This window comes from Pseudomonas lundensis, assembly GCF_015377145.2.
Lineage (GTDB): Bacteria > Pseudomonadota > Gammaproteobacteria > Pseudomonadales > Pseudomonadaceae > Aquipseudomonas > Aquipseudomonas lundensis.
On the sequence record NZ_CP062158.2, the window covers coordinates 3,538,323 to 3,563,727 of the forward strand.

The window sequence follows — 25,405 nt, forward strand, 5'->3', positions numbered from 1 at the left end:
CAACGTTCTCAGGGCGGGGTGTAACTCCCCACCGGCGGTAATTACGCGCAATGCGTATAGCCCGCGAGCGCTTGGCAGGTCCCAAAGCTACGGCTGACGGCCTGGCAAGGTCAGCAGACCCGGTGTGATTCCGGGGCCGACGGTCATAGTCCGGATGAAGAGAGAACGGGATTGGCGCCAAAGGGCCGTCAGTCGGACAGGTCAGTGTCGAGGTTACTTGCTCGCGCGGCCTGTCTGGACGCACCCTTAAATCCCATTCGATTCATATGCCCTGTTTTTCACACAAACAGGAGTCTGAACATGCAACCCACCGCAATCGACAGCAAAAGCAAAAACCACCACAACGAGCGCGTCGCGTTCATTCAGGCCAGCTGGCACAAAGAAATCGTCGATCAAAGTCGTAAGGGCTTTCTGGCCGAGATGCTTGAACAGGGCTATCAGGAAAGCGACATCGACTTCTTTGAAGTCGGCGGTGCCTTCGAGATCCCGCTGCATGCCAAGCTGCTGGCCAAGACCGGTCGCTATGCAGGCATTGTGGGCGCGGCACTGGTGGTGGACGGCGGCATCTATCGCCACGACTTCGTCGCGCAGTCAGTCGTCAGTGGCCTGATGCAAGTGCAGCTGGAAACCGAAGTCCCCGTGTTCTCGGTCAGCCTGACCCCGCATCATTTCCATGCGGGCGAAGAGCACCAGAAGTTTTTCTTTGACCACTTTGTGCACAAAGGCCAGGAGGCGGCGAAAACCTGCGTCGATACCCTGCAGAAAATCCGTCATATCAAGCGTCTCGATACCCAGCAAAAACGCGCTGTATAACGCCTGAATTCCCGACTGCCCCGCCTGCGGGCCGTCGGGATCGCGCACTAACTATCTAAAGCACCTGCAAGCCCTCAACGCGTTTCAATCGTTGCCACTGGGAACCCCCAGACGTTTGAACACACTGCGATGGAGTCTTGCCTATGTGCCCTTCCCCCCCTTCAGCAACAGCGGGTCCCGAACCTGCACGCCATCAGTTTGATATAGACGGCGGCGACACAGCACCGCCGGAACTGATCGAAAAAACCGTTTCCAGCCCCACACCGCACGCCCCCCAAACCACCACCCGAAGCCTGCTGCACCTGAGCACGTATGCCTCGATCGTGCGCTACGTCACTGAGGGTGTGTTTTTCGAAAGACCTGTTGACCGGCTGGAGTTCCGCTCTACAGCGCCACGTTCGTCCATCTTCGTGACTCAAGGCGAAAACGACACGATCGTGATTGACCTCAACCACCAGCGCTTCAACATTCGCCCCGCCAGCAGCCGACAGATCATCGAACTCCACACCTCACACGGTGACGACACGGTGTATGTCGCCAGCGCCTTCAAAAATCCGTTTCATATCCAAACCGGTGACGGCAATGACACGGTGGTCACCCTCGCGAAAAAATCAAACGTCATCACAGGGGCTGGCGACGACATGGTGATGACCGGTGCCGGGCGCAGTTATATCAATACGGGCCAGGGCAATGACATCGTGAATGTCAGTGGTTCAGGCACTACCACGGCTTATCTGGGCAGTGGCGCCGACTTTTTCCGGGGAGATGCAGGCAGGGTCTTTGTGGATGGCGGTAAAGGTGACGACGTCCTCATCGGTGGGCAGGGCCATAACATCATCAGTGGCAACGACGGGGATGACCTGATCACCGCAGGCCCGGCCACTAACGTGATCTACACAGGCGCCGGGCAAAACATCCTCGACAACATCAAGGACACTGACCGGATCTTCACAGGCAGCGACATTACATCCCTCTCAGAAGGCAGGATTACGCCCGACACGCAAATTGGAACGGTCTTCAAGGTCACGTCACAGCCACTGTCCGAGACTGGACTGATGATCGAAGGCAGCGACATGTTCATTGAGCGGGTTCAGGACGACCTCAGGTTATTGCTCGGCTCTGCCAATGGTCATCAACTGTTAAAGGCACTGACCAAAAGCATCCGTGACAGCAAAAAACCCATCACCATTGCCGAGTTCAAGCATGTGCGAAACGGCCTGTATGTCCCCACTCTGAATGACGGCACCGCCTTCGTTGTATCGGGAAGGCCGGGTACGCGGGCCTACGGCGGCACGGTTTACTACAACCCGACCTATTCAGAAACCGAAGACATCCCGCTCGCAACGCTGTATCACGAATTGTGTCATGCCTATAACTTTGTAACAGGCTCGGTCTTCGAGGGGATGAGCCCTGACGGCCACAGCGGGACCAAGTCCGCGCCCATGGTCAATAACCTCGAACTGCAGGTCGTTGGGCTGCCGTGCAATGTTGAACCGTTTGACTTCGACGCCGACCCGTCGACCCCCGCCCGCGTCACTAACCCAACCCCCTACACCGAAAATGCGTTACTCGAGGAGCTGGGCCTGCAACTGCGCAAAACCTACATTTATTACGCCAATGATTGATCCAGCAACGCTTCGGACGCAGGCTCAATAATGATTCCGGCGCGCAGGCCACTCTTGACCTTTGGATTGGGAAAGATGATCCGCGCGCCCTTTTCCTCAATGATCCAGCGGGTTTTCCCGGCATCTTCGGCCAGCAAATAACCTTTGGGCAACTCTGAAAAGTTCTCAACATCGGCCGGCAAATGCAGGATGAACGCCTCGCTGTGCTTGATCACTTCCCGCGCCACACTAAACAGCTGCAAACCGTCCAGCGACGCCTCTTCCAGTGACGGCTCAGTGCCTTCAATGATCTGTTTCAAACGTTGTTCAAGACGTACGACATTGACCCCGGCGTTGTGCCCAAACGGCCGCGCTTTGCCCAGCTCAAGAGTGAACGCCTCGGCATTCAGTTGTTCACAGGTGAAGGCACTGAAGACAATCGACGGTTTGCTTTGCAACAAGACCGCTTCCATCCCCGCCGCGCGCAGACGCGCCAGTTCGCGACGTGAAGGGACGCGCCCCTCCTTGAACGGATACAAGGCAAATTGTTCAAGTTTCGAACCGCGAATGGCGGTGTGCAGGTCATAGTGCAAACGGGTCCGGCCAGCCAGGCTGAAAAACGCCGTGGCCAGTTGCTCCAGTTCACAGGCGCGCAGGGCTTCAGAGCCGCAGCTGCATTCGTGACGGCCGTTAAACAGCCGGTTGAGGTCCTCCTCGACAAAACGATTCCCCGTGCGCATGGCACCCGGATTGCCGAACAAGAACAAAATACGTGCACGCGGTTTGATGTCTCCCCGTGCGATGCCTTGCAACAGGCGATCGAGCAGTTCGATCGGCGCTGTTTCGTTACCGTGAATGCCCGCTGACAAGAGTAAATCCAGACCCGTGTCCTGACCACCGGGCGGCGTCACCTCCAGCGCACCCTCGCCTAGCCAGCGCAATCGCACGCCATCGGCCGTCAGTTGAATTTTCTGGGCCGGTTCGCGACCGGCCAGGGTCAGTTCAAGCAGTTTGCCGAGGGCGAGCATAGTGCATCCTTAATCAGTGATTGCAGTCCGGGCCGTGGACGTGACCGTCTTCGTCATCGCTCATGTCAGCCGGTTCCATTTCCAGTTGCAGGCTCACCAGGTTGGTGGCCAATGGACGCAACAGCAGGTTGGCATATTCGGCGTCGCCTTCTTCCACGTCTACACCGATCAGCAACTGGCCGCGGCCGTCTTGCTGAATCCACAGCTCCTTGCCCTGCCACATGACCGCCACGCGGGTGCAGGACGTTTGCAATTGCGTGCCGTCGGTGTCTTCAAGGATCAGCTGCAGGGAATCGCTCATAGTTTCGTACTCAGTGAAAAGTGGAGTGGCCAGGACCGGCATCAATGCCGGTACAAGGCGCTATTCAATTGATCTGGAATGGATAGACCGCGCCCAGTTTAAGGATTTGCGTCAGTTCATCCAGTGCCGTCCGGCATTCAAGCAGCAACTGCGGGTCCGCCAGATCGCTTTCGCGCAGCGCATCGCGGTAGTGCGTGTTCACCCAGCGGGTGAGCGTGCCGTACAACGCGGGCGTCATGATAACCCCCGGATTGACCGCCGCCAGCTCTGTTTCTTTCAGTGCGACCCGCAGCCGCAGGCAAGCCGGGCCGCCGCCGTTCTGCATGCTTTGCTTGAGATCGAACACCTTGACCTCACGGACCGGCCCGCCACTGGCGGTCAGGCTTTGCAGGTACTGCCAGACGCGCGGGTTGCTGCGGCACTCTTCTGGCACGATCAGCAGCATCGAACCATCGGCGCGGCTCAGCAATTGACTGTTGAACAGGTACGAACGCACGGCATCTTCAACGGCCACCTGGTCGCGAGGCACACTAATAGACTGGAAGGCCGCCCCACGTGCCTGCAGCTTGCCGTGCAATTCGGCCAGCACGTGCTCGGTGTTCAGGAAGGCATCCTGGTGATGAAACAGCAGTTCGCCATTCCCCACCGCAATGACGTCGTTATGGAACACGCCCTGGTCGATGACAGCCGGGTTCTGCTGCGCGAACACCACGCCCGCGTCACTCAGGCCGTGCAGCCGCGCGACCGCCTGAGAGGCCTCAAGCGTCTGGCGTGCCGGGTATTTCTGCGGGGCCGGGTAACGGCTGTCGAACGCGCTGCGCCCATAGACAAAGAATTCAACGCCCGCTTCGCCGTATGAACGGCAGAACCGGGTGTGGTTGGCCGCGCCTTCGTCACCAAATTGCGCCACGGCCGGCAAGGCTGCGTGGTGAGCAAAATGCTCAGGGTCCGCAAACATTGCCCCTAGCACACGGCTGGTGGTCGGGTGTTCGATGCTGCGATGGAACTTGCAGTTAAGGTTGGCGGCAGTGAAATGCACGCGCCCGTCTGCCGTGTCGGCACTCGGGCTGACCGTCGCTGCGTTGGCCACCCACATGCTCGATGCCGAGCAACTGGCCACCAGCAAGGGCATGGCTTCTTTCGCCGCTTTTTCAATGACCTGCGCATCGGTGCCGCCAAACCCCAGGCTGCGCAAGGCGGCCACGTCCGGACGCTCTTGCGGAGCCAGAACGCCCTGAACAAAGCCCATGTCCATCAGCGCTTTCATTTTTTCCAGGCCTTGCAGCGCGGCTTCCCGGGGGTTGGAAGCCTGCTGGCTGTTGCTCTGGGACGCGACGTTGCCGAAGGACAACCCGCCGTAGTTATGGGTCGGCCCCACTAAACCGTCAAAATTGACTTCAAAGGACTTCATCAGCGAGGCTCCGGCAAACGGTTTTTATAAGCACTTCAAAATGACAAACGTACGCCCGGCGTCAGCGCCGTCGGTAACGCGAGGGTCGGCGTTTCCAGCGAGGCCACCGGGTAAGCACAATAATCAGCGGCGTAATACGCACTGGCACGGTGGTTACCCGAAGCGCCGATTCCGCCAAAAGGCGCGCTGCTGGCAGCCCCGGTCAACTGCTTGTTCCAGTTGACGATGCCGGCACGGCTTTCGAGCCAGAACTGCTGATAACGCGCTTCGGAATCGGACAGCAAACCGGCAGCCAGACCAAAGGCTGTGTTATTGGCCTCCGCTATCGCGGCGTCGAAATCAGCGTAACGGATCACTTGCAGCAACGGGCCGAACAACTCTTCATCGCTACGCTCACTGACTTCGGTCACATCGATGATGCCCGGCGTCAGCAGCGCGGCATTGCTGTCTGGCTGACTCATTTCGAGCAGGGCCACCGCCCCGCTACCGAGCAGTACTTCTTGCGCATCCATCAGGGCCCGCGCGGCCTGCAACGAAATGACCGAGCCCATGAACGGCGCAGGCTGCTGATCGAACGCACCCACTTCAATGCGCTGGCTGACCTCGACCAGACGCGTCAGCAGGCTGTCGCCCCAGGCGCCTTCGGGCACCAGCAAGCGGCGCGCGCACGTGCAGCGCTGACCGGCTGAAATAAAGGCTGACTGAATGATCGTGTACACCGCCGCTTCAACGTCAGCCACCTGATCGACCACCAGCGGGTTGTTGCCGCCCATCTCCAGCGCCAGGATTTTGTCCGGGCGACCGGCAAACTGCTGATGCAAGGCGTTACCGGTGCGACTCGACCCGGTGAAGAACAGGCCATCGATACCCGCATGGGCCGCCAGCGCAATACCGGTGTCGCGCGCGCCTTGCAGCAGGTTCAGCACCCCGGCAGGCAGACCGGCTTCGATCCAGCACTTGACGGTCAGCTCGGCCACTTTGGGTGTCAGCTCGCTCGGTTTGAAGACCACGCAGTTACCGGCCAACAGGGCCGGAACGATGTGACCGTTAGGCAGGTGCCCCGGAAAGTTGTAAGGGCCGAACACCGCCACCACGCCGTGGGGCTTGTGCCGCAGCACGGCCGTGGCATCCCCCAGCGGGCCGCTCTTCTCGCCCGTGCGCTCACGGTAGCTTTGAACCGAGATGGCCACCTTGTTAATCATGCTGGTGACTTCAGTGGCCGATTCCCACAGCGGCTTGCCGGTTTCCTCACCGATGCAGCGCGCCAGCGCGTCGGCGTTGGCCTTGAGGCTGTCGGCAAAGGCTTCCAGCACTTTCAGGCGCGCGTCGAAAGAACGTTTGGCCCAGCCCGCAAACGCCTGACGCGCTGCGTTGACGGCGGCATCCACCTGGCTGGCATCGGCGCCCTGGCCTGACCACAGCACCTGCTGGGTGACCGGATTCAGCGATTCAAAGGCTTCGCCCTGCCCGTTTTGCCATGCGCCTGCGATGTACAACGTGCTCATTATTGCTTCTCCCGTGGGGCCACTGGCTGGGCGGATAACGTCACCGCGCGCACTTGATCGCCAGCGCTCAATTGCAGGCGCTTGGCAGTCATCGGATCGACCACCAGCGTGCCCGCGGCCAGACGCGCCGGGGCGGCGGTGATGCGGCAGTCCTCGCGCTTGCGGTTGTGAATCAGGTAAGGCGTGGCGTCGTCGCCCGGTGTGCCAATGGCCAGCACCAACGCTTCGCTTTCGCGCACCGCCCGGATTTTGTCGGTCTCGCACTCCACCGCCGGGCCCGCGTCAAAGATATCGACGTAGCCCTGATAGCTGAACCCTTCGCTTTTAAGCATGTTCAGCGCCGGCTCGGTGTGGGTATGCACCTTGCCGATCACGGCGCGCGCGTCTTCGGACAGGAAGCAGGTGTACACGGGAAACTTGGGCATCAGCTCGGCGATAAACGCTTTGTTACCGACCCCGGTCAGGTAGTCGGCCTGGCTGAATTCCATTTTGAAAAAGTGCCGACCCAGGCTTTCCCAGAACGGCGAACGCCCGGCTTCGTCAGACATGCCGCGCATTTCAGCAATGATCTTGTTGCCAAACAGCTCGGGGAACTCGGCGATGAACAGCATCCGCGCCTTGGCCAGCAAGCGGCCATTCAGGCCGGTGCGGTGATCCGCGCCGAGGAAGAGCGAGCACAGTTCCGAATTGCCGGTCAGGTCGTTGGCCAGAAACAGCGTCGGAATTTCGCGGTAAATATTCAGTTCTTGCGACGCGCTGACGGTCAGCCCGACGCGAAAGTTGTACCACGGCTCACGCAGGCCCACGGCGCCGGCAATGGCCGAAATACCGACCACCTTGCCGTCGTCGTCTTCCAGCACAAACAGGTAGTCGGCATCGCCGCGTTCGGCTTCACCGCGAAAGGTTTTCTCGGCCCAGGTCACGCGGTGCAGCAGGCGTTCTTCATTGGCGGGCAGCGTGGTCAGACCGGTTCCCGTGCTGCGGGCCAGTTCGATCAGGGCAGGTAAATCGCTGTTGCGTACAGGACGAACGATCATGCTATCTCCTCATGCAGGGCTCGCTGACGAACCCCGCGAAACTCGCTCTAAAGCGTTAAACCGCAACCACTCGCACGCTGGCACCTTCGCCAACGCCCAGGGCTTCGGCCGCTTCCATGTCCAGCGTGACCGGCTTGCCCGGCGCCCAATCAAGCTCCAGCAACACAGCGCGGTAATCCTGAAGCTGCGCATTGGCCACCAGGTACTGGCGGCCGCCGCCTTTGCACACGTCACCGATTTTCACCGGCACCACGCGGCTTTGCGCAATCGAACGAATGCCCGACACCCGCGCATGCAGGGTCGGGCCACCGTCGAAAATGTCGATGTAATGATCGGTTTCAAAGCCTTCGCGCATCAGGATGTCAAAGGTGATCTGCGCCCGCGGGTGCACTTGGCCCATGGCTTCTTGCGCGGTGTCGGGCAGCAGCGGCACGTAGATCGGGTAATGCGGCATCAGCTCGGCAAGGAAGGTCCGGCTTTTCAGCCCGCACAAACGCTCGGCGGCGGCATAGTTGAGGTCGAAGAAGTTGCGGCCGATGGCATCCCAGAACGGGGAATCGCCATTTTCGTCGCTGTAGCCGACGATTTCCGTCACCACCGAGTCGGCAAAGCGCTCCGGGTGGTTGGCGACAAACAGCAGGCGGCCACGGGAATTGAGTTCGGCAAACGTCGAACCCACCAGCTCCGGGACCACGTAAAAACTGGTCAGCAGGCTGTTACCGGTCAGGTCGTGGCACTGCGACAGCACATGGATCTTGTTGTGAATCTTCAGCTCGCGGGAGGCGTGAACGAAGGTCTCGTTACGGAAGCTGTAGAACGGCTCCGAGTAACCGGCCGACGCCACGATGGCCGAACAGCCCACCAACGTGCCGGTGGCCGTGTCTTCGAGGACGAAGAAGTAACTTTCTTCGCCATTGAAGCTCACCTCGGCGGCGAACGATGCCTCGGACGCGGCGATCTTGTCGCGCAGGCGTTCCACATCGTCCGGCAATGAAGTGACACCAATCGGGCTGTCCGCAGCCAGACGCTGTACCTCGCCCAGGTCAGCCATTTGCGCAGGGCGCATCACCAGCATGGTGTCACTCCTTAATTCTTGAAATAGAAAGAAACGAAGAAAACCCTGAGGGGAGCGCGCAGGCACGCGCCCCTCAGGGGGGGCCGATCAGGCTTGAGTCAGTGTCTTCACGGCTCGTTCAAAGCGGTCCAGACCGTCTTTGATATCGGCCTCGTCCACCACCAGACTCGGCGCAAAGCGCACCACGTCCGGGCCCGCTTGCAGGATCATCAAGCCTTCCTTTTCGGCGGCATTGAAGATGTCCTTGGCTTTGCCTTTCCAGGCATCGCTCAACACGCAGCCGAGCAGCAGGCCCAGCCCCCGCACCTGTGTGAGCAGGCCGTATTGCTGACCGATGGCTTCAAGACGGGTCTTGAACTGGTCATGCTTGGCTTTCACACCGTCCAGTACTTCAGGGGTATTGATTACGTCGATCACCGCATTGCCCACCGCACACGCCAGCGGGTTACCGCCGTACGTGGTGCCGTGCGTACCGACCACCAAGTGCTTGGCCAGCGACTCGGTGGTAAGCATGGCCGCAATCGGGAAACCGCCGCCCAGGCTCTTGGCGCTGGTGAGGATGTCCGGAGTCACGCCGTAGTGCATATAGGCAAACAGCTCGCCCGTACGGCCCATGCCGGTTTGCACTTCATCGAACACCAACAGCGCGTTGTGCTGATTGCACAGGTCACGGGCGCCTTGCAGGTAAGCCTGCTCGGCAGGCAACACGCCACCCTCGCCCTGTACCGGTTCCAGAACAACGGCGCAGGTCTTGTCGGAAATGGCCGCTTTGAGCGCGTCCAGATCATTGAACGGTACGTGGGTGATGCCGGTGATTTTTGGCCCGAAGCCGTCGGAATACTTTGACTGCCCGCCCACGTTAACGGTGAACAGGGTGCGCCCGTGGAAGCTGTTGAGCGCGGCAATGATTTCGTATTTTTCAGGACCAAAGCGGTCATGGGCCACACGGCGTGCGAGCTTGAAAGCCGCTTCGTTGGCTTCAGCGCCCGAGTTGCAGAAGAACACGCGCTCGGCGAAGGTCGAATCCACCAGTTTTTTGGCCAGGCGCAGCGCTGGCTCGTTGGTGAACACATTGGACACGTGCCACAGGTTGTTGGCCTGCTCAGTCAGCGCACCGACCAGTGCCGGATGCGCATGGCCCAATACGTTAACGGCGATGCCACCCGCGAAATCAATCAGCTCGCGGCCCGACTGGTCCCACACTCGGGAACCCGCACCGCGCACAGGAATGAAGGCCGCAGGTGCGTAGTTGGGCACCATGACCTGATCGAAATCGGCGCGTTGCACCGGGGCTTGCTCAACGGACATCGGAGTCTCCTGAAGAGGAACGCCTGCCTAAACTGGCGAGCGATGGGGGGATTGTAAGGACACGTGACCATCACGCCTTGCCGCCAAGCGACAACTTCTTATAGCGCTCAACCACGATTTTCCCAGGGTTTCGGCAATGCGACATATTGCGTCACAAAGGCGCAGTTTAAACGTTGGGCCCCGTTAACGGCAGCGCCACGTTGGGTTGATTTACAGTTCCCCCGACATCGGCATTGCCCCCCGACAGCTTCAACGCGCAGACGGGGCTATTCCTGTATCGCGCGATCGCACAATTGCGATGCGTGGCCCACGGTTTTAAGCAGGTATTTGCGCTTTTCCTCAACCCCTTCGCGGACGATCTTGATCGCTCTTCACTGCCGATCAATGAGCCTGCACATGCCTGACACCACCCCCGCTATTCCAGACGCGCCCGCACGTGCGCGCCCGTCGCTGCTGCATCAAGCGCACCTCACGCAATCGTTGCCCAACTGGCTGACGCAAGCCCCCGAACAGGCGCGGCACACCCTCAGGCAAGTGAAACCGGCCCCCCGGCATTGGCCGCCCGAACTGCCCTATGCGCAGCAGGCTTCACTCAACCAGAGCCATATCAATCACTGGGCATCCCATCACGCCCTGCGCCAGGTATTCGACACGCTGCACAACATCGAGGCATTTGCCACGCCCTTGCTACGCGAAGCGCTGCAGCGCCAGTACCACGTCGATCCCGCGCTGGACCTCAAGCGCACCTTTATCAACTTGTACATCCCGCTGACCACGCCGATTTTCGGCCTTAACACGGGCGCGGTTAAAAACTGGCGCGTTTCACTGCTGGACGCGGCCTTGCACAACTTCGAAGCTTTCGAAGCCGAACCGGATGCCCATACAACCGATTCCGGCTTCATCACCCAACCCTCGGCTGACGGGCAGTATCAGGTACTGCAAGCACTGACCGCTCAAGTCCCCATTGCGGGCTTTATCTCACTGTGCCGGCAACTGGATCTCGGCCGGCAGTACAAAATGCATCTGGACGACGCCTTGGGCGTGACCGACCGCAGCCAGGCGCGCGCGTTGAAAACAGCCGTTCGCGAATACGTCAAAACCGCCCTGACGGCCTGCACCCACCATGCATTGGCGCACCAGCACATCAGCCGCAACCTGCATGAGTCACTCAATGACCTGGGCCAGGTCAGGGGCTGGACGAGCGGCGGGCCCGCGCCCCTTTACCCCCACAGCATGACGGTGCTCGGCACCGCGCTGAGCGGGGTTCTCGTTTTTAGCGCCTACCCGGCGTCCACCCCGGACAACGCTGAAATCGTCGCGTACGTACCGGATGATCCGCAGCACCCGCTCAAGCGCTATGCCTCGCTGGCTGACTTCGTCGCACAGCTGGCTCAACAACTGCGAGACCCCGCCTACCAGCAGTACTTCAGCCGCTTCATCGATCAGCAGCATCTGGGAGCATTCTTCGGCGCAGTGCAGCGTGCGCTGTTTCACATCACCGTCGACCCGGCTGACCTCCCCGAGGGTCAAGGACGGCCCGAAGACTACCCGCAGGTAGTTCGCACCACCCCGATTGAACACCCGGTGCTGACGTACACCCTCGTCCATGTTTTCCAGGCATTCGACGAGCACCTGTTTTATGAGAAACGCCGAAAACTGCTGGCCGATGCGCCCCTGATTGCAGTCAGCACAGATGCCGAAGATCAGAAAACACGCCACGAGCGTCACGAACGCCTGAAGCAAATCGGTGAATGGGCGCTCAACGGCCTCGAAATGGTCGGGGCCATTTTCGTGCCGGGGCTCGGGGAATTGATGTTGCTGCAAATGGCCTGGCAGGTGCTGGATGACGCCTATGAAGGCATCAAGGACTGGAGCGAAGGAAAAACCCTCGAAGCCTGGGACCACGTGTTCAACGTCATTTCCAGCCTGACCCAGGCAGGCGCCCTGGTCATTGGCGGCAAAATCGCCAGCGATGCACTGTCACCCTTTATTGCTCGCTTGAAGCCCGTCACGCTGCCCACCGGTGAAACCCGATTGTGGGAACCGGACCTCACACCTTACGAACACCCCGACCCGGTGCCCGCCCATGCACCAAGCAACGCCCTCGGCTTGCAGCTGCATGACGATGCGCAATACCTGACCCTTGAAGATAAAACCTACCGCGTCGAACAAGAGGCTCGCAGCCCGCGCTACCGCATCAAACACCCCGATCGCCTGCGCGCCTACTCGCCCCGCTTGCGCCACAACGGCATGGGCGCCTGGTCGGCCGAAACGGAACAGCCGCTTGACTGGGAGGATGCGCGCCTGTTTAAACGCCTCAACTCCAGCGCCGCCAACCTCCCGGACATTCAAGCTGCCCGCCTGCTAGCCCTCACCGATACCACACCGTCTGTACTGCGCCGTCTGCATGCGGATGCGCTGCCTGCGCCCGCCTTGCTCGTCGACAGCCTTCAACGCTTCAACATCGACAACGACCTCCAGCGCTTTATCGACGACATGGAAAGCCACGACCCAGCCGTGCAACAGCGAGCCGACGCTCAAACCCAACTGCAAATACTGACCAGTCGCGACGTCTGGACCTTCAGTAAAGGCGTGAGGGTCATCAGCGAAAGTGGCGAGGTCATGGCCGACTACCCGCCTCGCTCCGGCGCCCCGCAACGCATAGACATCAGCCACACCCGCGTGCGTCAGGGCGAGCTGCTCAACGACGTCCTCCAGGCCCTGGATGCGCCGGATGCGAAAACCCTGTTAGGGCTCGACCCGGCATTCGGTGACCCGCTGCCAAACTCGCCCCTTCAACTCCGGCGCCTGCGCCTGCGCTTGGCGCAAGAGGCGCGCCGCCAGCGTTTCGAGGTATTCACCTCGCGCTATTCAACCCCGCAATGGCCCGTCAGTGACGAGGTCAAATGGCTACAAACGACCTACCCCGAACTGCCAACTTCGGCGGCACAGGAACTGATCTGGAATGCCCATGGGGACGAAATTCTGCAACTGCTCAATCAGCGCACCCTCCCCGAACGCCTCGAAAGCCTGGCGCAGCAGTATGTGCATGAAACCCGCATCAACCGCGCTTACGAGGGCTTGTTTCTCGACTCGGCCGCCAGCCCGCACACGCCCTGGCTGATCCTGAGGACCGTTGAATCCCTGCCCGGCTGGTCCAAAAAGCTGCGTCTGGAAATCCGTGAAGACCACTTTGAAGGCCCCCTGCTCGACAGCCTCGGTGACGCGCAGGCACCGCTGCGTAAAGTACTGATCAAGTCAGCGCAGGGTTACAGCGCGCGCGATGCGTTGAATCAGGAATTACACGGCCCGGCCGACCTGTATGACGCGTTGCTGCACGCACTGCCGGATGCCGAGCGCCGTCAACTGGGGTTTCCACATGTCGGCCAGGGCAATGACCTGAAAAACGCCGTGCGTCAGCATCCACTGCTGCCGCGCAACCGGGTCAACGCGCATGTAGAACCGCCGCGCACGGCACTGAACCTCGACCCGCAAAGCCTGCCGAGGCTCAAGGCCGAGGGCTATCCGTTATTGGGCGCCGATGCGCCAGGACAGACGCCCGACCTGATCGACCGGCGGGTCTATGAGCTGTACCCGAGTCTGAATATAAGGGAACGGGCACGCATCATTCGGACTCTGCCTGTCGACCGCGCCCAGGCCAATCAAGCACTCACCGAGCTTGGGCAAGCACTGCAAACCCTGCGCGATGACCTTGAAGCCTGGACCGTCGATGCGCCCGCGGTGAACCCGCGAACCGGTGACATGCTGCCGCCCAACGCGCGCCGGGCCAATGTTCAGGACCGCCACGCGTTCAGCCGCGAGCTGCAACGGTGCTGGCGTCGGCAAACCGCATTCGACAACTACCACGCAGACCCCGATCGCGATGGGTATGAGCTGACGTTCACACGGCCAATCGCCGACAGCATGCCGCCGATCAGCGCTGATTTCAGCCATGTGACCTACCTGTCCTTGAGAGGCGCAGGACCGGTGACCGGGGTGAGCGAGTTTCTTGAGCGTTTTCCGAGGTTGCGCGTGGTACACCTTCAAGGGTTTGCACTGGACGCGGTGCCTGAGTCGATACTCTCGATGGAGAACCTTACCGACCTGCACCTGGAAAGCAGTGAAATCACGCTAACCCCTGACACCGCGCACCGTCTGGGCGGCATGGAACACCTGGAATACATCGACCTGGACGACAACCCGCTCAACATTACGCCCGATTTCAGCAACATGCCGAATCTGAACACCCTTCACATGAGCAATGCCGAACTCACGGCATTTCCCGATTCGATACTGGGGCTCACGCAGCTTGAAGTGGTTGATTTAAGTGAAAACCTGATCGTCGAGTTACCCGCGACCCTGTTTGAGGCACCCGCTTCCGTCACACAAGCGCTCGACCTCGAAGGCAATCCTTTGTCCGAAGAAAGCCTTGAGCGGGTGCGCACTTACTTTGCGCAAACCGGCATCGACATGAACGTCGAATTTGATGTGGATAACGCCAACGAGCCTGAGCCCGTTGAGGAGTAGCGATCAGCCGCGCTCGGCAGGCGCCGATGACAACTCAAACGGGCTGCTGCTGCGGCGCTGATTGCGGTCTTCACGGGGGGTGGCGCCGAAGAAGTTGCGGTAGGCGCTGGAGAAGTGCGGCCCGGAGGAAAAGCCACACGACAAACCGATCTGGATGATCGATTTGCTGGTTTGCATCAGCATTTGCCGGGCCTTGTTCAGGCGCAGCTCAAGGTAGTACTGGCTAGGGACGCGATTGAGGTACTGCTTGAAGATCCGCTCCAACTGCCGACGGGACACGCACACATGCTGGGCGATTTCGTCGGTGGTCAGCGGCTCTTCAATGTTGGCTTCCATCAGCAATACCGCTTGAGTCAGCTTGGGATGGCTGGAACCCAGACGGTTCTGCAACGGAATGCGCTGGCGCTCGCCCCCTTCACGAATGCGCTCCACCACCAGCTCTTCGGACACCGCGCCCGCCAGCTCGGCACCGTGGTCGCGGGCCAGCACGGCAAGCAGCAGATCCAGCACCGACATACCCCCACAGGCACTGAGGCGATCGCGGTCCCAGTCAAACAGGTGACTGGTGGCAATCACCTTGGGGAAACGCTCGGCAAAGTCATCCTGCCAACGCCAGTGAACGGCCGCACGATAACCGTCCAACAACCCCAGTTGCGCCAAAGGATAGACACCCGCCGACAACCCGCCGATCACGCACCCGGCCCGCACCACCTGCTTAAGGGCGGTGCCCAGCGCCGAGGGCACGGGGCCCGGCGGCTCGTCGGCCAACAGAAAGAGCTTTTGGCAGCCCTCAAGCTTGCCGGCCCAAGGCTCGCCGGGTAAGTGCCACGCGCCCTCTACCGGAGGTTCGGCTTGCAGGAACAACAACTCGTAAACGACTTCCGGGTGCACGCGCTGGGCAACACGCAACGCCTCTTCGGCCAGCGCCAGGGTCAAGGCTTTGGTGCTGGGCCAAATGAGAAAACCAATTCGATGGGCGGTCATAGCGTGCTATCCGGAACGAAAACGAGAGTGAGGAACCACATGCGCCAGACACTCAGCCTAGGCCAGCCGCGCAGGATGCGGAGCATGACCTATTTTGGTGCACAACGGCAGTCTTGAAATCACAGTTACTTCAGGCTACCTGAGAGGAACTGCTGCAAACGTTCACATTGCGGATTGACCAGTACTTCGCGCGGGTTGCCGCTTTCTTCCACGATCCCTTTGTGCAAGAACACCAATTGGTTAGACACTTCGCGGGCAAAGCCCATTTCGTGAGTCACCACCACCATGGTGCGGCCTTCAAGCGCGAGATCCTGCATCACTTTCAGCACATCGCCCACCAGCTCCGGGTCGAGGGCCGAGGTCGGCTCGTCGAAGAGCATGACTTCCGGCTCCATCGCCAGCGCACGGGCAATGGCCACCCGCTGCTGCTCGCCGCCCGACATGTGGCCAGGGTAAGCCTCCTTGCGATGGGAAACGCCCACCTTGTTCAGGTAGTGCTCGGCTTTTTCCCGCGCTTCGGTTTTGGACATGCCCAGTACATGCACCGGCGCTTCCATGATGTTTTCCAGCGCGGTCATGTGCGACCACAGGTTGAAATGCTGAAACACCATCGATAACCGCGAACGCATGCGTTGCAGTTGCTTGGGATCAGCGGCCTTAAGCCCGCCGTCCTTGTTGGCAATGAGCTTGAGCTCTTCGCCATTGAGCAGGATTTTGCCCGCGTGGGGCTGCTCAAGCAGGTTGATACAGCGCAAAAACGTACTTTTACCGGAACCGCTGGAACCGATGATGCTGATCACATCGCCCGCTTTGGCGGCCAGAGAAACGCCTTTGAGCACTTCATGACTGCCATAGCGTTTATGCAGGTCTTGGACTTCAAGTTTGTACATGCTGTCGGTTCTCACAGAAACAGTCAGTCGTTGAGCAAGCGCCCGTGGCGCAGCGGCTCGCGCCCCGCCACTTTGGCCAGCCAGAAACCGGGTTGGGCATATCGCAGGCGCTCAACGGCAAACAGCACACCGGCCGTACCTGCGCATACCGTGCTCACCCGGTCGGATAAAGGATCAATCACTTCGAACAGCGGCTCGCCTGGTTCAACCCAGGCGCCCGCCGGACGTAAAAAACTCACCACACCGGGGTGCGGTGCAAACAACAACTCAGTCCCTTCGAAAGGCATGCCTTCACACGCCTCATGCTGCGCAGCCGGCCATTGCCCGCCGATCAGCCCTTGCTCGGCGAGAAACGCCAGAATCCCTTCGGCATAACGCTGCGCTTCATCACGACCGGTGTCTGCCTGCCCGCCCAGCTCCACCGTGGTGGCCATGCAGGCCAGCGGAATGGGCGCGTCGCCAAAGTGACGCTGCACACGCAACCAGGGCAAGGAGCACGCTTCGTCAAAAGAGCTGCCGCCCGAATCTTCAGCCAGCAGGCCAACCCGCACATTCAGGTGCGCAGCCAGCGAGCGCCACTGCGGCCAATGCTGGGGCAAGGCGTACATGTGCAGGGCCGCTTCGGCATCGCAATGCAGGTCGAGTACCACGTCGGCATCACAGGCATGGCTCAGGAGCACACGCTGCATGCCTTGCAACTGACTGGTCGCAGGTGGCAGCTCTGACAACACGTCGCGCATGGCCTGACGGATCAGATGAACATTGGCGCGTGGGTCATCCCCAAGGCGCCCTTCAAGCCGTGCCACAACCGGCGCACTCAGCTCGACAAAATCGCGGTTGAAGTTCTTGCCGCTGCCGTACTCGAAACGCCCCTGGTGATTGCCTTGCAGCAATTGCCCGAGCCCCAGCGGATTGGCCACGGGCACCAGTTCGATCACGCCGTTCAACAACCCTTGCGCTTCTAGCGCACTCAAGCGTTTTTTCAGCTCCCAGGCGCAACGCATGCCGGGCAGTTCGTCGGCGTGCAAGCTGGCCTGAATGTAGGCCTTGCGCTCACCCGTGCCAAAACGAAACACCGACAGATGACGCTCGGTGCCCAGGCTGCTCCAGGGCAAGTGATGATCGATACGCTCCATGGGTCAGGCCTTGCGCGGGGCCATATAGCCCAGCCAGCGGCGCTCGGCCAGTTTGAACAGGCGCACCAGAATGAACGTCAGGCACAGGTAGAAAACACCGGCGGTGATGTAGGCCTCGAACGGCAGGTAGTACTGCGCATTCACGGTACGCGCCGCACCCGTGATGTCGATCAGGGTCACGATGGACGCCAGACTGGTGGTCTGCAACATCATGATGACTTCGTTGCTGTACTGCGGCAGCGCCCGGCGCATGGCCGACGGCAACAGAATGCGGCGGTACATTTTGCCGCGCGACATGCCCATCGCCTTGGCCGCTTCAATTTCGCCGTGGGGCGTGGCCTTGAGGCTACCGGCGATGATTTCGGCGGTGTAGGCGCTGGTGTTGATGGCAAAGGCCAGACAGGCGCAGAAGGTTGCGCTGGACAAAAGCGGCCACATGAAACTGTCGCGCACTGCATCGAACTGGGCCAGCCCGTAGTAGATCAGGAACAACTGCACCAGCATCGGCGTGCCGCGAATCACATAGGTGTAGAGCCAGGCCGGGAAGTTGACCAGCGGCTGCTTGGAGACGCGCATCAGCCCCAGCGGCACGGCCGCCAGCAAGCCGAAGAACAGTGAAATACCCAGCAACTTGAGGGTTTCCAGCAGGCCATCAAGGTACAGCGGCATGCTGTCCCAAATGACGTTGTAGTCGAAGATCATAGATCAGCCGCCTTAACGCCTACCGAGTAGCGCTTCTCAAGTTGTCGCAACGCCAACAGCGATACGCTGGTCAACACCAGGTACATCGCCGCGACGGCCAGAAAGAAGGTGAAAGGTTCGCGAGTGGCATCTGCCGCCTGCTTGGCCTTGAACATCATGTCTTGCAACCCGACCACCGAGATCAGGGCCGTGGCTTTGGTCAACACCAGCCAGTTATTGGTAAAGCCCGGGATCGCGAGACGAATCATCTGCGGCACCAACACCCGGAAAAACACTTGAAAGCTGCTCATCCCATACGCCATGCCGGCTTCCGCCTGCCCTTTGGGAATGGCCATAAAGGCACCCCGAAAAGTTTCGGACAAGTACGCACCAAAGATGAAACCCAAGGTGCCGATACCGGCCGCCAGCGGGTTCAAATCAATGTAATCGTCATAGCCCAACAGGGGCGCGACGCGGTTCAGCAAGTCCTGACCGCCGTAGAAGATCAGCAGGATCAGCACCAGATCGGGAATGCCGCGAATGACGGTGGAATACAAATCGCCCAACCAGGCCAGCCAGCGCACCGGCGACAGGCGCAAAGAAACACCGATCAGACCTAGAACAATGGCCAGGGCCATGGACGACAAGGCGAGCTGAAGCGTCAGCCAAGCACCATCGAGGATGACAGCCCCGTAGCCTTTCAACATGATTCAGGTCCTCAAAATTTGGATGAAAAAATGGCGCAAACTTCAGAAATCCTGTTGCTTGCGCCATTTCGGACAGGGTGCTGCGATGGTTTACTTCGCGTCAGCGCCGTAAATATCGAAGTCGAAATATTTGTCCTGGATCTGCTTGTACTTGCCGTTGGCACGGATACCGTCGATGGCCGTGTTGATCTTGTCTTTCAGCGCATCGTTCTTGCGTACCGCGATGCCTACGCCGTCACCAAAGTATTTGACGTCGGTGAATTGCGGGCCTACGAACGCGTAACCTTTACCTGCTTCGGTTTTCAGGAAACCGTCTTGCAGCAGGGTGGCGTCGGCAACAGTGCCATCAAGGCGACCGGCCTGGATATCAAGGTAGATTTCGTTCTGCGAACCGTAAGGAACAACAGTGGCTCCTTTAGGCGCCAGCACTTCCTTGGCAAAACGGTCGTGGATCGAACCACGTTGCACACCGATTTTCTTGCCTTTGAGTTCATCCAGGCTGTCGCTGACGGCAGTGCCGTCCTTCATCACCAGGCGTGCTGGAGTGAGGTAGTAACGATGGGTGAAATCAACGGATTTTTTACGGTCGTCGGTGATGGACATCGAGGACAGGATGGCGTCGATCTTGCGCACTTTTAGCGCCGGGATCAGGCCATCGAACTCTTGCTCAACCCAAACGCACTTGACCTTCATCTCTTCGCACAGGGCGTTACCGATGTCGTAGTCAAAGCCGACAATGCTGCCATCCGGGGCCTTGGAGGCAAACGGAGGGTACGCAGCTTCGATACCAATTTTCAGAGGTTTTTCATCAGCAAAAGCCTGCAGGGACAGCACAGACAGTGCCAGGGCGCCAAGAAGCACGAGTTTCTTCATCTTAGGACTCCATCGGTAAAGGGCAAAAAATGCAGAGTGAGCGTGAGCCCAATATGCGGAGGTTAAACCGGGAATGCGGCGCCACGTCCTACTGGCGTTGTGCTGAGGTCAACACAACAACGACGAGCGAGTGATCGGCATTCTAACGACAGGCTTCAAGCCGTTATTTCTTCAATGCGACAACTAATTACAAATGCACCGAGAAAGGCGACTCCAGGCATTGACAGCTCTTCAAAATCATGCAAGAGCAAAAGGTGCAGAACCTATATGAGTTGCAAATAGCGGGCCTATTATTCGCAAAGCCTTCTATTCCGGCAAGTGCAGCGTTTCATCTAATTTATTTGGCCCGCACTGGCGGCGCCAAAACGGTGCTCTGCGTTTCGCAAAGCCCCGTTTTCGTGCACCCGGTTACACACGCGGTAACACCTCTTCGCTTTGCGCAGGAGCAAACCTACTGCGCGCCAGCCTGTTCCTACACACCCACCCTTTGGATCAACCACAAAAAAGCCCCGCCTGACAGTGCCAGACGGGGCTTGTTTAATGCCAGCCGGTGTTACGCGACCTTCATGCCTTTATGGGTTTCAATCAAATGCTGCACCACGCCCGGATCAGCCAGCGTCGAGATATCCCCCAGCCCGTCGTACTCACCCGTGGCGATCTTGCGCAAAATGCGGCGCATGATTTTGCCCGAACGGGTCTTGGGCAGGCCCGGCGCCCACTGAATGACATCCGGCGACGCAATGGGACCGATCTCTTTGCGGACCCAGTTTTTCAACTCCTGACGCAGTGCGTCTGTGGGCTCTTCCCCGCCATTCAACGTGACGTAGACGTAAATACCCTGCCCTTTGATGTCGTGCGGCACGCCAACGACGGCGGCCTCGGCAACTTTAGGGTGCGCAACCATCGCACTTTCTATTTCAGCCGTGCCCATGCGGTGCCCGGAAACGTTAAGCACGTCATCCACACGCCCGGTGATCCAGTAATAGCCATCTTCGTCACGGCGCGCGCCGTCACCGGTGAAGTACATGCCGCGGAAGGTCTTGAAGTAGGTGTCCACAAAGCGGTCGTGATCGCCGTACAGCGTGCGCGCCTGACCCGGCCACGAGTCGAGGATCACCAGATTGCCCTCGGTGGCGCCTTCGAGGATGTTGCCCAAGTTATCCACCAGCGCAGGCACCACTCCGAAGAACGGCCGTGCCGCCGAACCGGGCTTGAGGGCATGCGCGCCCGGCAGCGGGCTCATCAGGCACGCACCGGTTTCGGTCTGCCACCAGGTATCGACAATCGGGCAGCGCTCTTTGCCGACGGTCGTGTAGTACCAGCTCCAGGCTTCGGGGTTGATCGGCTCGCCCACCGACCCCAGCAAACGCAAACTGGAGCCGTCTGCATCTTTAACGGCTGCCTGCCCCTCGGCCATCATGGCGCGAATGGCGGTAGGCGCGGTGTAAAGGATGTTGACCTTATGCTTGTCGATGATCTTCGACACGCGGGTGATGTCCGGGTAGTTCGGCACCCCTTCAAACAGCACCGTGGTGGCACCGTTGGCCAGCGGCCCGTAGACAATGTAGGTATGACCGGTGACCCAGCCCACGTCAGCCGTGCACCAATACACCTCGCCCGGGCGGTAATCGAACACGCGCTCATGGGTCAGGGCCGCATACAGCAGGTAGCCACCGGTGGTGTGCTGTACGCCCTTGGGCTTGCCGGTGGAGCCGGAGGTATAAAGGATGAACAACGCTTCTTCAGCGCCCATCTCTTTTGGCGCGCAGTGCGTTGAGGCGACGGCCATCAGGTCGTGGTACCAGATGTCACGGTGTTTGTACCAGGCAATGTCACCGCCGGTGCGCTTGAACACGATGATCTTTTGCACGCTGGAGGTGTCTGGGTTGGTCAGCGCTTCGTCGACATTGGCCTTGAGCGCCGTGCGCTTGCCGCCCCGAATACCTTCGTCGGCGGTAATGACCACCTTGGATTTGCAGTCGATGATGCGACCGGCCAGCGCCTCAGGCGAGAAGCCGCCAAACACCACCGAGTGAATCGCACCGATACGGGTGCAGGCCAGCATGGCCACCACCGCCTCGGGCACCATCGGCATGTAGATCGTCACCACGTCGCCACGGTGCACGTCCTGACCGCGCAAGGCGTTCGCCAACTTGCACACTTCTTCGTGCAGTTCACGGTAGGTAATGTTGCGTTGCTCGGAAGGGTCATCGCCCTCCCAGATAATCGCCACCTGATCGCCGCGCTCGGCCAGATGACGGTCCAGGCAGTTATAGGACACGTTGAGGGTGCCGTCGGCAAACCATTTGATGTCGACATGGTGATCGTCGAAAGAGGTCTGCTTGACCGTGGTGAAAGGCTTGATCCAGTCGAGACGCTTGGCCTGCTCGCGCCAGAAACCATCCGGGTTGACGACAGATTGCTGGTACATCGCCTTGTAGGTCGCCTCATCGGTCAGCGTGTTGGCTGCGACCTCGGGGCGTACGGGATACAGGGAAGCTGCACTCATGTTCCACACCTCAATTTTTTTGTAGTTGTTGTTTTATGACCCTGTTGTAGCCGGGCCACCGCGTGAGTTCCATTCGACGTTGGTAGTAAGAAACCTGCTTAAAAAACGTCATATTTATCAAGAAGGCTCAAGCTCGCCACTTACAGCGCACCTCCCCGTCAAAAGCCGCGCCGCCAGACTGCCTTACCCTGCTGTTTTCGGCGATTGTTGCAGAATCTGTCAACAGTCTTTATCAAAACGCCCTCTATATGCAGGCCCGGCGCAGGCATAAAATTCCTCTCGCCAACCAAGGCACCGCGATTAACGCAAGTTACAGCCCCCACGAAGGCACGTTCAGTCGCACTTAACTCATCAAGTTTCACACGTGGCCTCATAAGGGCTACGTGACCCCACTCGACCAAAAACAGGTAACCCTGAAATGAAAGCGTTGTTAGTTCTGGCCCTCAGCAGTGTGTGTTTAACCGCCATGGCGGATGAATCAAACACCCCGGTTTCCAGCCAGCAACCTGCCGTAGAACACTACTCCTACTCTTCCGAACTGGACATTGCCAAAGTTATTTCCATGACTGAAGTGCCTAACGTGTGCGAAGTAGTGCCCGCACAAATGGTGTACGAAGACTCCCACGGTATGCAGCACACCCTGGAGTACCGCGTCATGGGTAATGGCTGCTCTAACGGCTAACTTACTGTTTTAAGTTAAACCCCTACTTATTTATTCAGGGCGCAACTTTAACGGCACACAAGGTTATATACGTGTTGCGTTAATGCCCGCCAGTCACCACTCAGGACACTCGTACATGAAACGCTCGCTGATATTGGCTTTTAGTCTATCGGTACTGGCAAGTGCTGCCTTTGCAGCAGACGGTTACACCCGCACTCATTCAGCCACTTATGCTGAAGACGGTTATGACAACACCCGTTCGGCCTCTTTTGCCGAAGATGGTTACGACAACACCCGCTCGGCCTCCTTTGCCGAAGACGGTTACGACAACACCCGCTCGGCCTCTTTCGCCGAAGATGGCTATGACCGCACCCAGGGTCATCGCTTGAGCTGACACCGCGAGTGACTTAACGCCCGGTTTCGACCGGGCTTAGTCCCCCCGAACGGCAAACACCCCCCTCCCGGCCTCACCTCGCCCTGCACACACCCCGGCAAGACCCACGCAAAAATAATCTGCCTGCGGCAAACCCTCGCCCAGCCGCTGCCTCGCCCAAGTCCACCCTAAAATCAGGGCATTTCGTCGCATCCGCGGAAAAAAACTGGCTGAAATACCCTGTACAAAACCCGTATACTCCCGCCGTCAAAAGGGCTTGATATATCCCCTTCCCGGGTTATAAACCCACGCTGCTCCGGCCCAAGGCCAGGCTGCGATGCACAAACCACTGCATCCCCTCAGCGACAGCGGGCCAACCCTACGAATACATTCATGTTTTTGCGTGCGCTTACCGCTGCTGCAAGCAACATTCCTTAGATCCAAGCGGCCAATGGCCGTGTGACAACTCAACCATTAAGCGTTATCACACGGGCGTCAGGCCCTCACGCAGGAGACGACACGTCATGCTGAGCTGGGACGAATTCGATAAAGAAGATGAAGGCGAAGTCGCCGTCAAAGGCGCCAATGCCGGTCACGCAACCGAAGCCAACATGGACCGCCTGGACACCGCCGGCGGCGTTGCGGCACTTGAGGCTCGCGCTGTCACGGCCAGTGACTCCGAGGCCATCAAGCGTGCCAAGGCCGCACTGGACAACCTTGATATCGCTGAAGGCCTGGCCGAGCTCGAAGGCGCCAGCGCTCGTGTAGCCGTTGATGAAAAGATGATGATCAACTGCCGCGCCGACCTTAACCAGCTCGTGCCGTTCAAGTACGACTGGGCCTGGCAGAAGTACCTCGACGGCTGCGCAAACCACTGGATGCCGCAAGAAGTCAACATGACCGCCGACATCGCCCTCTGGAAAAACCCGGAAGGCCTGACCGACGACGAACGCCGCATCGTGATGCGCAACCTGGGCTTCTTCTCCACCGCCGACTCGCTGGTTGCCAACAACCTGGTCCTGGCCGTGTACCGTTTGATCACCAACCCGGAATGCCGCCAGTACATCCTGCGCCAGGCGTTCGAAGAGGCGATCCACACCCACGCCTATCAGTACTGCATCGAATCGCTGGCCATGGATGAAGGCGAGATCTTCAACATGTACCACGAGATTCCTTCGGTCGCCAAAAAGGCCACGTGGGGCTTGAAGTACACCCGTTCGATCTCTGATCCGAAGTTCGAAACCGGCACCGTAGAAACCGACAAGGAACTGCTGCGCAACCTGATCGCTTACTACTGCGTTCTGGAAGGCATCTTCTTCTACTGCGGCTTCACCCAGATCCTGTCGATGGGCCGCCGCAACAAGATGACCGGGGTTGCCGAGCAGTTCCAGTACATCCTGCGCGATGAGTCGATGCACCTGAACTTCGGCATCGACGTGATCAACCAGATCAAAATCGAAAACCCGCACCTGTGGGATGCCGAGATGAAGGAAGAAGCCTCGCAGATGATCCTGCAAGGCACGCAGCTGGAAATCGAATACGCCCGTGACACCATGCCGCGCGGTGTATTGGGCATGAACGCAGCGATGATGGAGGACTACCTCAAGTTCATCGCCAACCGCCGCCTGTCGCAAATCGGCTTGAAAGAAGAGTATCCGGGCACGACCAACCCGTTCCCGTGGATGAGCGAAATCATGGACTTGAAGAAAGAGAAAAACTTCTTCGAGACCCGCGTGATCGAGTACCAAACGGGCGGCGCACTGAGCTGGGACTGATACCCGGCGCGGTTAAACGCTGACCTTGAAAGGCTGCCCCCACGGGCAGCCTTTTTTTGTGGCCGGGCAAACGTCGCCAATTCAATCGAAATATTCGACAGATCACGGCTTGGGCACATCGGCTCACATCAAGGGGTTGGGTCGGGATCTCACGGCGGGAACAGATCAAAAAAATGGATTTGATCCACGCTTGAAACAACTGTATAA

General features: G+C 59.3%; 20 protein-coding genes and 1 riboswitch. Of the genes, 6 read left to right on the top strand and 14 right to left on the bottom strand.

Features of this window, described 5'->3' with window-relative positions; genetic code table 11:
• A riboswitch (FMN riboswitch) is annotated at positions 1 to 171 on the top strand.
• A 129-nt stretch (positions 172 to 300) separates the two neighbouring features.
• On the top strand, positions 301 to 813 hold the full coding sequence (locus IF654_RS16695) for a 6,7-dimethyl-8-ribityllumazine synthase (RefSeq protein ID WP_047276954.1): 513 nt from the start codon (positions 301 to 303) through the stop codon (positions 811 to 813).
• A gap of 143 nt (positions 814 to 956) precedes the next feature.
• Entirely contained in the window at positions 957 to 2,438 is a 1,482-nt protein-coding gene (locus tag IF654_RS16700; protein WP_052892966.1) for a M91 family zinc metallopeptidase, read from the top strand.
• On the opposite strand, the gene astE is transcribed toward IF654_RS16700, so the two are convergent.
• From astE to IF654_RS16735, 7 genes are all read right to left on the bottom strand, one after another.
• A complete protein-coding gene (gene astE / locus IF654_RS16705; RefSeq protein WP_194862208.1) occupies positions 2,423 to 3,445 on the bottom strand; it encodes a succinylglutamate desuccinylase in 1,023 nt (340 codons plus the stop codon). The two genes, IF654_RS16700 and astE, sit on opposite strands and share 16 nt — an antisense overlap.
• Positions 3,446 to 3,458: 13 nt before the next feature.
• Entirely contained in the window at positions 3,459 to 3,746 is a 288-nt protein-coding gene (locus IF654_RS16710) for a hypothetical protein (protein WP_047276959.1), read from the bottom strand.
• A gap of 64 nt (positions 3,747 to 3,810) precedes the next feature.
• Positions 3,811 to 5,157 (bottom strand): N-succinylarginine dihydrolase, encoded by a 1,347-nt coding sequence (astB, locus tag IF654_RS16715; RefSeq protein ID WP_047276960.1) that lies wholly within the window; start codon positions 5,155 to 5,157, stop codon positions 3,811 to 3,813.
• A 35-nt stretch (positions 5,158 to 5,192) separates the two neighbouring features.
• On the bottom strand, positions 5,193 to 6,665 hold the full coding sequence (astD, locus tag IF654_RS16720) for a succinylglutamate-semialdehyde dehydrogenase (protein ID WP_169836956.1): 1,473 nt from the start codon (positions 6,663 to 6,665) through the stop codon (positions 5,193 to 5,195).
• The gene (gene astA, locus IF654_RS16725; protein WP_047276965.1) at positions 6,662 to 7,699 is read right to left on the bottom strand and encodes an arginine N-succinyltransferase; all 1,038 of its coding nucleotides are present in this window, start codon (positions 7,697 to 7,699) and stop codon (positions 6,662 to 6,664) included. Before astA ends, astD begins: the two co-directional genes overlap by 4 nt.
• 55 nt (positions 7,700 to 7,754) lie before the next feature.
• Entirely contained in the window at positions 7,755 to 8,774 is a 1,020-nt protein-coding gene (gene aruF, locus IF654_RS16730) for an arginine/ornithine succinyltransferase subunit alpha (RefSeq protein ID WP_047276967.1), read from the bottom strand.
• Between the two features lie 87 nt (positions 8,775 to 8,861).
• Complete coding sequence (locus IF654_RS16735; RefSeq protein ID WP_194862207.1) at positions 8,862 to 10,082, bottom strand: aspartate aminotransferase family protein; 1,221 nt, start codon at positions 10,080 to 10,082, stop codon at positions 8,862 to 8,864.
• A gap of 396 nt (positions 10,083 to 10,478) precedes the next feature.
• Here IF654_RS16735 and IF654_RS16740 point away from each other — a divergent pair, with 396 nt between their 5' ends.
• Positions 10,479 to 14,609 carry a leucine-rich repeat domain-containing protein gene (locus tag IF654_RS16740; RefSeq protein WP_194862206.1) on the top strand — a complete coding sequence of 1,377 codons (4,131 nt, stop codon included), beginning with the start codon at positions 10,479 to 10,481 and terminating at the stop codon, positions 14,607 to 14,609.
• A 3-nt stretch (positions 14,610 to 14,612) separates the two neighbouring features.
• On the opposite strand, the gene argR is transcribed toward IF654_RS16740, so the two are convergent.
• From argR to acs, 7 genes are all read right to left on the bottom strand, one after another.
• Positions 14,613 to 15,593, bottom strand: a complete 981-nt coding sequence (gene argR / locus IF654_RS16745; RefSeq protein WP_047276973.1) for a transcriptional regulator ArgR — start codon at positions 15,591 to 15,593, stop codon at positions 14,613 to 14,615.
• A gap of 125 nt (positions 15,594 to 15,718) precedes the next feature.
• A complete protein-coding gene (locus IF654_RS16750; protein WP_047276975.1) occupies positions 15,719 to 16,483 on the bottom strand; it encodes an ABC transporter ATP-binding protein in 765 nt (254 codons plus the stop codon).
• A 23-nt stretch (positions 16,484 to 16,506) separates the two neighbouring features.
• Positions 16,507 to 17,619, bottom strand: coding sequence for a succinylglutamate desuccinylase/aspartoacylase family protein (locus tag IF654_RS16755; protein ID WP_047281050.1), 1,113 nt, complete (start codon positions 17,617 to 17,619; stop codon positions 16,507 to 16,509).
• A 3-nt stretch (positions 17,620 to 17,622) separates the two neighbouring features.
• Positions 17,623 to 18,321 (bottom strand): ABC transporter permease, encoded by a 699-nt coding sequence (locus IF654_RS16760; RefSeq protein ID WP_047276978.1) that lies wholly within the window; start codon positions 18,319 to 18,321, stop codon positions 17,623 to 17,625.
• Entirely contained in the window at positions 18,318 to 19,007 is a 690-nt protein-coding gene (locus IF654_RS16765; RefSeq protein ID WP_047276980.1) for an ABC transporter permease, read from the bottom strand. Before IF654_RS16765 ends, IF654_RS16760 begins: the two co-directional genes overlap by 4 nt.
• A gap of 90 nt (positions 19,008 to 19,097) precedes the next feature.
• A complete protein-coding gene (locus IF654_RS16770) occupies positions 19,098 to 19,880 on the bottom strand; it encodes an ABC transporter substrate-binding protein (protein WP_094988051.1) in 783 nt (260 codons plus the stop codon).
• Positions 19,881 to 20,433: 553 nt separating this feature from the next.
• The gene (gene acs / locus IF654_RS16775) at positions 20,434 to 22,389 is read right to left on the bottom strand and encodes an acetate--CoA ligase (protein ID WP_047276985.1); all 1,956 of its coding nucleotides are present in this window, start codon (positions 22,387 to 22,389) and stop codon (positions 20,434 to 20,436) included.
• A 418-nt stretch (positions 22,390 to 22,807) separates the two neighbouring features.
• Between acs and IF654_RS16780 the strand changes: the two genes are divergently transcribed.
• The 3 genes from IF654_RS16780 (at position 22,808) to IF654_RS16790 (ending at position 25,198) form a co-directional block, all read left to right on the top strand.
• A complete protein-coding gene (locus IF654_RS16780; protein WP_047276988.1) occupies positions 22,808 to 23,071 on the top strand; it encodes a DUF2790 domain-containing protein in 264 nt (87 codons plus the stop codon).
• 115 nt (positions 23,072 to 23,186) lie between these two features.
• Positions 23,187 to 23,444, top strand: coding sequence for a hypothetical protein (locus tag IF654_RS16785; protein ID WP_047276990.1), 258 nt, complete (start codon positions 23,187 to 23,189; stop codon positions 23,442 to 23,444).
• A 503-nt stretch (positions 23,445 to 23,947) separates the two neighbouring features.
• Positions 23,948 to 25,198, top strand: a complete 1,251-nt coding sequence (locus tag IF654_RS16790) for a ribonucleotide-diphosphate reductase subunit beta (RefSeq protein ID WP_047276991.1) — start codon at positions 23,948 to 23,950, stop codon at positions 25,196 to 25,198.
• Positions 25,199 to 25,405 lie beyond the last annotated feature (207 nt).